At 40.3% G+C, this 9,481-nt stretch carries 4 protein-coding genes; all 4 read right to left on the bottom strand.

Going from position 1 to position 9,481, the window contains the following annotated elements:
• Positions 1 to 145: 145 nt before the first annotated feature.
• Positions 146 to 1,096: a hypothetical protein gene (locus tag AC2CZC_RS26030; RefSeq protein ID WP_484585250.1), complete on the bottom strand. Its 951-nt coding sequence runs from the start codon at positions 1,094 to 1,096 to the stop codon at positions 146 to 148.
• Between the two features lie 811 nt (positions 1,097 to 1,907).
• Positions 1,908 to 6,458, bottom strand: a complete 4,551-nt coding sequence (locus tag AC2CZC_RS26035; RefSeq protein WP_484585251.1) for a hypothetical protein — start codon at positions 6,456 to 6,458, stop codon at positions 1,908 to 1,910.
• A gap of 24 nt (positions 6,459 to 6,482) precedes the next feature.
• Entirely contained in the window at positions 6,483 to 6,788 is a 306-nt protein-coding gene (locus AC2CZC_RS26040; RefSeq protein ID WP_484585252.1) for a hypothetical protein, read from the bottom strand.
• Between the two features lie 79 nt (positions 6,789 to 6,867).
• Positions 6,868 to 8,535, bottom strand: coding sequence for an O-antigen ligase family protein (locus AC2CZC_RS26045; protein WP_484585253.1), 1,668 nt, complete (start codon positions 8,533 to 8,535; stop codon positions 6,868 to 6,870).
• Positions 8,536 to 9,481: the final 946 nt, after the last annotated feature.

Genomic DNA, 9,481 nt, shown 5'->3' on the forward strand with positions numbered 1-9,481 from the left:
TATTCATCCTGAGTAGTGCTTACAAAACGTATGGACAATATAAGTAAAGGCTCGACAGCACTGAATCATGACAAGTCTAAATGGCACACAAGTATTTAACGTAAGTGCTGGCTGTTTATTTCAACGATCATCAATCTTTGCTTAATTATCTACTCGGATAAAGTGTGCCATTTTCATAGATGGTTTTCAGCCAGTTTTCGTAAAACTGCTGCGCATATACTAATTCTTGTTCAGTCATTTTCGGATATTGCTTTTGCTCAAACCTCGCATAACGATTGTACACTTCGCCATCTTCAGTAATTTCCATAAGTAGCTTGTTCAAAGCATAAGCCTGCGCGAAGCTGTTTTGTTCTAGCTGCTGTGAGTAATGCATGCTTGATAAAGCCATCATTGCTTTTTCACTTCCATGTTGCGCTGCCCGATTTAGAAACGCTCTCTTTTTTTCTTTGAAACGCGAGCGTTGTGCAATATATTCATTTCGATGTTCGCGATTAAAGCCTTGCGTCTTCATATAATACTCAGTCGCTAAGCTACCGAAAGCCTCTTGTGCTGCAACAAAGCCGCTGTTTGCCGCCTCTTCAAGATACCTTGCATAGGATTGCTTTTGCGCCTTTGTGATCCCTTCGCAGTAGTGAAACTGTCTGATAACATTGTCAGCAGCCGTGCCTGCATCACTGTATGATGCAATTTCCTCTAGTTTAGTTTGTAGCGCATCACTATTGTGTGGCGCAGAAACACAAAACTTAAAGTTCATTGCAATTATATATTTCGCCTCTAAGCTCCCTTTTTGTGCTTTGGCTTCTAATACATTCAAGTGCTCGTAAAATACGCCAGATAAATGCCAAATAGGCCGAGACATCACTTTAAGCTGCCCAGTGTGTTGCACAGTCGTTATTTCAACCTCTTTGCTCGCTAGTATTGTCGGTATCACACTTGTTTCAGGCAAAACTTTTGAAGTTAATATTGGCCCCTCAAGTTCAGTCGACTTATTCTCTTGATCAACCCCTTGAATAGGGTGGATGAATACCCACATTGCAACAAAAGCTAAGCTGAATACACTAGCCAGTAATAGCCACCGAGTCTTATTCCAGTTCATGATTGGGCCTTCTATCTCAAGCACACAAAATCATTTTAAGAAATGAATGCTTATTGTCATCTATTAATTGTTCGGCTAGCGAGTAAACGATATCTAAACAAGGAAACTTCAAGGTATGATAAAAGGCTTGTGAAATATCACAAGCCTTTGCAAGGAAATTAAATGATTCTTACTTTTTGCTCTTTTATGCAAAAAAAAATCAGAGTAAAAGTGATAATGCACAGTCCCCAAAACTCAAAGACTAGGGAGTAAATAAAGATTCGTATTCACTTTAAGCTCTCATAAACTTAAACTGCCATAAACTCAAAAAATAACACAAGCAACAAAGAAACAGTGATAAAAGACTAGCGTCTAAGATTAATAATTTATAAGCATTCGCATAGATATAGTCTAAATTATGCACTACCAGCTATCATTACGTTAAAACTTGAGTGGTCACATCACTAATAATAAGCATTCCATCTCCATTACAGAAACATAGAGCAGATCAAAAAAACAACTTCAACAAACTGTATAGCTAGATAATATTAATTCGAAGTACCAGGAGAGAACAAAAATAATAGCTTTAAACTATACTACAGTGGTTAAACCCATAAAGCGTGGACTTGCTTAATAGAACAAATTTTAATGTGAATTAGCTTTGAGTAAAGCCTTAAAATTAAAAACGGCCTTCAATTGATACATAACAATTAAAGGCCGCAAAAATACTAGATTAAACAAAGGCATAACATAAAAGTTTAAAAATTATGCTACACCCATATTTAAAAGTCTAAAAGCTCATTAAGAGAACAAGCCTGTAGTTTTAAGTATCTTACTGTTGAACACAATATAATCTAGCTTGCTGAGTACAATTTAAAGTCGCCGAAGATCTCCAATCAGCTCCTGTCGCACTAACACTACCAACTTTAGAACCTTCTACAGCGTACCAATTCAGTAGGGCACTACTTGTAAACAGTGCACAAGCTTCCCATTGGTCCCTGCTGCCTGATGTAGTCATATTTGTCCAAGCGTTACCAACAACAACATTTCCATGTTCATTAAGGTTAATTGGGTTTTGCAAAGTACTCCAGTTACTAAACGCGCTCAATTTATCAGCCACTACTTTGCCATCAGGGCGATAATAGGTCTTTGTGCTCTTGATGTATCTTTGAGTCTCTGTGTCATATACATTTATCAGCGCCCTGTAAGTACCTGATGGTAATACATTGCTCGCATCTGCTGCGGCCTGACATTTGGCATGCGCACCGTTCACACCACCTAAATTACCATTATATGTTTGACTCGTCGCAAATATCATTTTTACATCAGTTGGCGCGCTACCTTCAACAAAAAGAGCCCAACTGTCTGTATTCAGATGTGGTATAATATCCCCACCAGCTGGCACATCTTTCAAAGCGATGTACATATTGCCATTGAAACCGAGCCTTGCAACTTCACCTGCTTTGTATGCATTTTCTGCCGACCAGACTAATTTAGCTGGATCAAACCTCACAACATTTGCAGTCGCATTATCAACATCAGTTTTATCGGCTTTTAAGTTCAGTGCTGTATTCACGTCAGCTTGATTTGCTTTTAGCGCAAGTGCATTATCAACCACTGTTTGGCTTGCTTTACCTGCCAATGCTGTGTCCATATCTGCTTGATTCGCTTTTAGAGCAAGTGCACTGTTAACAGCTGTTTGATCTGCTTTGCCAGTCAAAGCTGCGTCCATATCTGCTTTATTGGCTTTTAGAGCAAGTGCATTATCAACCGCTGTTTGATTTGCTTTACCAGTCAACGCTGTGTCCACATCTGCTTGATTTGCTTTTAGAGCAAGTGCAGTGTTGACCGCTGCTTGATCTGCTTTGCCTGCCAACGCTGTGTCCACATCTGCTTGATTTGCTTTTAGAGCAAGTGCAGTGTTGACCGCTGTTTGATCTGCTTTGCCTGCTAACGCTGTGTCCATATCTGCTTGATTTGCTTTTAGAGCAAGTGCAGTGTTGACCGCTGTTTGATCTGCTTTGCCTGCCAATGCTGCATTTACAGCATCTTTATCAGCTTTGGCTACTAATGCTGTATCAAACGCTGTTTTATCAACTTTAGTTTCAAGTAAACCTGTCACTGTAATCGTGTCAGCTTTCAACTCTAAACCAGTGTTAAACTCCGCTTTGGTAACATAAACGGTCATATCCGGTAAATCTGCTTTCAAGGCAAATTGCGACTCATCGTAGCTTGCACCTTTTGCAAGTAACTGCCACGGCTGTTGCAGATTACCTTGCGGATCTGTTGGCGGTACAGCTACCGTGCTTTGTGTTGCAATATAAGCACTGCCCATATAAGTAATAACATCGCCAGCGTTGAATTCAGTAACTAGATTATAGCCTTCTGCAATAAACTTAATGCCTGTATCGCCTTTAGATGCAAATAACGCCCATTGTGCAGTCGCATCTTTTGGTGAAAGGTTCGCTTGCTCACTTGCTGGGATCGCTACTTTTGCAATATATGCACTACCTTCAAACGTTACAACATCGTCTAGTGCATAAGCTGATACAGAAGACCAAGCACCCACAACTTGTAGACCTTTGTCACCTTTTTCACCAGGCTCACCTTTTTCACCAGGCTCACCTTTTGCACCATCCTTACCATCAACACCATCTTTACCATTAATGCCATTGATACCATTTAGGCCAGGCTCACCCTTTTCACCAGGATCACCTTTCGCTCCCGGATCACCTTTCGCTCCTGGATCACCTTTCGCGCCCGGCTCACCTTTCTCGCCTTTCTCACCGTCTAACCCGTCTTTGCCAGCAAGACCCGAGCCAACGCCATTAAATAGTAATAGCCAGCTATCATTTGTATTTGAAGGTGGTAAGTTTGGCTCATCTCCTTCAACAACTGCTGCTATCACCATACGAGCAACATAGGCATTATTTTCATGAACAACAACATCATCTACAACATAAGCTTCTGATGCACTCCAATTGCCTTTAATTGAAAGGCCGCGATCACCTTTATCGCCCTTTTCACCCGGAATACCCTGGATGCCCTGAATGCCCTGTTCGCCTTTTTCACCTTGGATGCCTTGCTCACCTTTTTCACCCGGGATACCTTGTATACCCTGAGCGCCAGGATCACCTTTCAAGCCCTGTATACCTTGATCGCCTTTTTCACCAGGAATACCTTGAATACCCTGAATTCCTGGGTCGCCTTTCTCACCTTTTTCACCAGGTAAGCCTTGGTCACCTTTTTCACCTTGGATACCTTGTATACCCTGAGTTCCCGGATCGCCTTTCTCGCCTTTTTCACCAGGTAAGCCTTGGTCACCTTTTTCACCTTGGATACCTTGTGCACCAGGGAGGCCTTGGATCCCTTGGTCACCTTTATCACCTTTATCACCTTTGTCGCCTTTAGCACCAGGTGCTCCTGGCTCACCAGGAAGGCCTTGAATACCTCGTTCACCTTGCGCACCATCTAAGCCATCTTTACCAGCTAAGCCGGAGCCAACGCCATTAAATAGCAGCAACCAACTATCATTGGTATTTGATGGTGGTAAGTTTGGCTCACTCCCTTCGGTAACAGCAAGTACAGCAATTCGTGCAACATAAGCATTATTTTCATGAACAACAATGTCATCTACACTATATGCATCTGTAGCGCTCCAATTGCCCTTGATGACAAGGCCACGGTCACCCTTATCACCCTTTTCACCCTTTTCACCCTGATCACCTTTTTCACCCTGAATACCTTGGATGCCTTGGATGCCTTGCTCGCCTTTTTCACCCTGTATACCCTGTATACCTTGGATACCTTGAATACCCTGGATACCTTGTAAACCGGTATCACCCTTGTCACCTTTCAGGCCTGGCAGACCTTGATCACCTTTGTCACCTTGGATACCTTGCGCACCTGCGTCGCCCTTGTCTCCCTTATCACCTTTCTCACCTTGAAGGCCTTGATCTCCTTTTTCACCTTGGATACCTTGCGCACCTACGTCGCCCTTGTCTCCCTTATCACCTTTTTCACCTTGAAGACCTTGTTCCCCTTTTTCACCAGGAATACCTTGAACACCCGGCTCACCTTGAAGACCACGTTCACCCTGAAGGCCTTGCTCTCCTTTCGCTATAAGCAAAGTCCATACGCCTGGCGCAGCGATCGGTGCCAAATTAATATCACCTTCAACAATCGGGGCAGCAATTTCAATCACAGAAATGTATACACTACCTTCAAAAGAAACTACATCGTCAACGGCATATGCTAGGCTACCATTCCACTCCCCTCTTACTTGTAAGCCGCGATCGCCCTTTTCACCTTGGGCACCTTGCTCACCCTGAATACCTTGAATACCCTGTTCGCCCTTTTCCCCGGGGATACCTTGAATGCCTTGTTCACCTTGGGCACCAGGAGCACCAGGATTACCTTGAATACCTTGCTCACCCTTTTCGCCTTTTTCACCAGCAGTACCAGGAAGGCCCTGTTCTCCTGGGAGACCTTGCGCACCAGGCAAGCCTTGAATACCTTGCTCACCTTGTATGCCTTGTTCACCTTTCGCAACCAATAAAGTCCACACATCTGGCGCTGATACAGGGTCTAGATTAACTTGTTCTTCTTCTGGAGCATTGATAGCAGCAACGGCGATGTAAATGCTCCCTCCAAAAGAAACAACATCATCCACTGCGTAAGCATCAACATCACTCCATTGACCTCTTACTTGAAGGCCTTTCTCGCCTTTTTCACCTTGAGCACCCGTATCGCCTTTTTCACCTTGAGCACCCGTGTCACCTTTTTCACCTTGAGCGCCCGTGTCGCCTTTTTCACCTGGGACACCTTGAGCACCAGGAGCACCTGTTTCACCTTTCTCACCTTGAGCACCAGGTTGACCGTCTTGGCCGTTAACTCCATCTATGCCATCTTCACCGCGCAGCCCCGTTGTATCACCTAACCATCGACCATTTTCATCGATTACCACATTTCCACCAACAGACACAGACGTTGCATCTACTTCGCCTTCAACTTTACTGGCTACGTCTGCATGGTAAGCACTAGGTGCAGTATCTATGCTCAGACGAGGCGACATTTCAGTGTCGTCACCAACAGTAATACCAAGCTCTAAATCTTTATTTTTAAAAACTGAAGCATCGATTGGGTTATTTTCACCAAGTCTGATAGAGTAAGCCCCATCAACTACTTCAACATTTTGTGTTGACTCCCAGACAACTTGATCTTGAGAGTAAAGCTTAAATGTCATCGAAACTGTGCCATTCACAGCTTCCTGCGTGTTCGAGTTTGTTAATGTACCTTGATGATTCAGCTGAGCTGCAATAACTGGTGCAGACATCACACTCACAGCTGCAAGAGCAACTGCTATGGCATTTTTAGTAAACATATATTCCCTTTATTTATTCTTTGATTAATTTGTTGCAGCGTTTGATAAGCTATAATTTTCAGAGCTTGCTTTTTGAGTAACAATTGAAACTGAGGCGGCCAAGTCATGAGCGCCAGAAGTTGTCTCCTGAACTCGACTACCACCTAATTTAGATGTTTTCACATTGTGCTCTGCTACTTTTTTGCCTGGCGCAGGATCAGGTTTGGGCTCTGGTTGAGTAATGGATGGGCTTCCATCACCATTATTGGATGTCTGGCTATCACTACCACCACACCCTGATATGCTGACGCAAGTAAGTAGCGTCAAGGTAAAATAATGTAATCTTTTCATTTTTAATTGTCTTCCTTCATTAAAAATAACGTTCATCATTGAACTCGCGTTGTTTATAAGAGAATGAAAGTTGTTTTAACTATTGTCGCTGTCCCCCTCCCGTATTAATTAACTTGGCTTGAGGGTTATTAGGATAAATCTCTAATGCGCGCTGTTTATATGCTTCCGCTTTATCATTTAAACCTAGCTGCGAAGCAACTTCTCCGGCTTTAATTAACATATAGATGTTATATGGATACAAATTGATTGCGTGTTCTAAACTCGCTAATGCTTGCTGTTTGTCACCTTCTTTTATGAGATACAGCCTGTATAGTCTCAATGAAGTCAAATAATCATATGAATTTAATTCAAATGACTTTTCAACGAGTTCTGTATTACCAACTCGATAGCCTTTAGCGGTTAAATTAGCCGATGCCGTTTTTACGAAAGATAAATAACCTAGTAAAAGCATAAGCGGAACGACAATCCATTCTAATCTCATACCAATTGGCTTAGCTTCATCTACACTTTCTCTAGAAAAAACGGCCGCGAATAATGTAATTGAAAAAAATAAGCTTACCGGAGTGAGAAATACTGAACTGAACATCGCATGGAAAAACAGTGAGAAGACCGCCATAAAAATCCACGCATCAATAAATTCGCCTTTAAAAAAATTCAAAAGAGCTTTGATAAAAACAAGACAGAATAAGACTAAAAATAAGCTGCCACCAAAAAACCCTAGTTCACTGTAAAATTTTAGTAAAATATTATAAGGAGAGGATAATATGCTCATATTTGACACATAGGGAGAAGTATTTGGCGTTCCTGCTTGTGCATATTTTTGATGAATATACTCAAAGTTATTCACACCTACACCAAGAGGGTTGTCTTCTATCATATCAATGGTGTTAAAAAAAACGCTTCCTCTACCTGTATTCATTTCTTGAATAGAATTGATTTGGTTCTGTAAAACAGCCGCCCCGGATGTCTTCATTAAGTTAAACGTCACGACTGCAAATAAAAAAGCAACTGATATTGATAGGTACTTAAAGGCAAGCTTTTTTGCTTTAAGCAAAATGACAAACAAAACAATCATCTCAGCAGCTAACAACCCTAAGATCGTGCCGCGAGTTTGTGATTCAACAAGCAAATTAATCAGTACTGACAAACTTGCTAAACCAAGTATTAAAAAAACTTTAGACTCTCGCCTGTTGTATATAGAAAGAACAAGTATAGGGATCCAAATATTTAATACTTGCCCAAGATAATTCACAAAGCCAATAGGGGAAAAGTTGGTATTTGAATAAGGAATTGCTAACCAATACCTATTATAAATTATTACGATACAAAATAGGATTGAACTATAGAATACGCCATCCATAAGTATCTCAATTAACTTATCTTTTGGAACTATAGAAGCCACTGTAAATATTGACAAAGAAAATGCCAAAAACCTACAAACAAAAAGCACCCCCTCAAACTTGTTCGGAGCCCAGGTCAAAGTTATGAGCATAGATACAGTCAAAGAAGCAATTATTACACTTAAAAAATTGGCTCTAATTCTAGGCGAAAAATAAACTGAATAAGCTAATAATAGAATACAGAACAAGTCAAAAACTACCCATTTCGGATAGTTATATTTGTAATAGAAGTTTTCAAAATACACAACGGAAATAGCACACGAGAACGTGACTACTAAGAACTTTAAAAGCGCCAAACTTGAAATATAAAACTTTTCAGGTAAAGCCACACTTAAATTAGGTTGCATTAATTCCCTTTAAAAACATCAGACCACTTTAAATTACCGGATTTATACACTTTAGCGAAATTAAAATCAATGAAAAATACTTAATTTTAAATTAAATTAATCTTTTCATGTTCAATAAAAGTAATGATTTCCTATATATAGATTAATTAATGAACTCGCCATTAGTAAAAGTAGCGCACAGCCAGGGGCCAAACAAAAAATTAACACCATAAACAAAATATAAACCCAATTGCTTTTATAACAATATTAATAGCACCTAATTTAACCCAAACAAAAAATAGAAAATTCATATCCACACCATAACACTCAAAAACGATAATTATATTTCAGACAATAAATATGAATATATACATGAAAATACTTCCCCGATATCCAGGTGATAAACCTGAATTTCACGGTAAAAAAATGACAAGCAGTTAGCTTTCTGTTGGTGGAATATAGCTGCTAAAATTGAGTGAAAAATTTTATCATTACCTCAATAAGATATGTCTAAGCACTTAGGTACTTCCCTGATAAAAAGCATATGCACCTGAGCCAAAATTTCTGAGGATGGGTAAATGGCTGAATACAAATGTTCAGAGAGGAACAATAAACAAGGGTCAATTACATACAAATAGTTTGAGAATACAGTAGACAAGATATATTACTATGCTAAAAAATAAGAAGCGGCTCTAACATAATCGCTTCATGAACTCACATCATTAAATCTAGAATCTTATTCGAGCACACACATTCGCCTGGGTTAACACGTCACTTTGAAAGACCACAAAAGATATCAATGAATTTTGTAAATGAAGAATAAGTGCTGGCTAAGAAGTCGTGTTCTTTAGGCTTAATTTTATTAGGAAGTAAGTCATAAAACGCTTTATAACACAGCTCAAGTAGGCTCTTAGTATTTCTAGCATACTTAATGGGGGAAAACAGCTACGAATGATAAACTTATCTG

This window comes from Pseudoalteromonas sp. MMG033 (genome assembly GCF_057197785.1).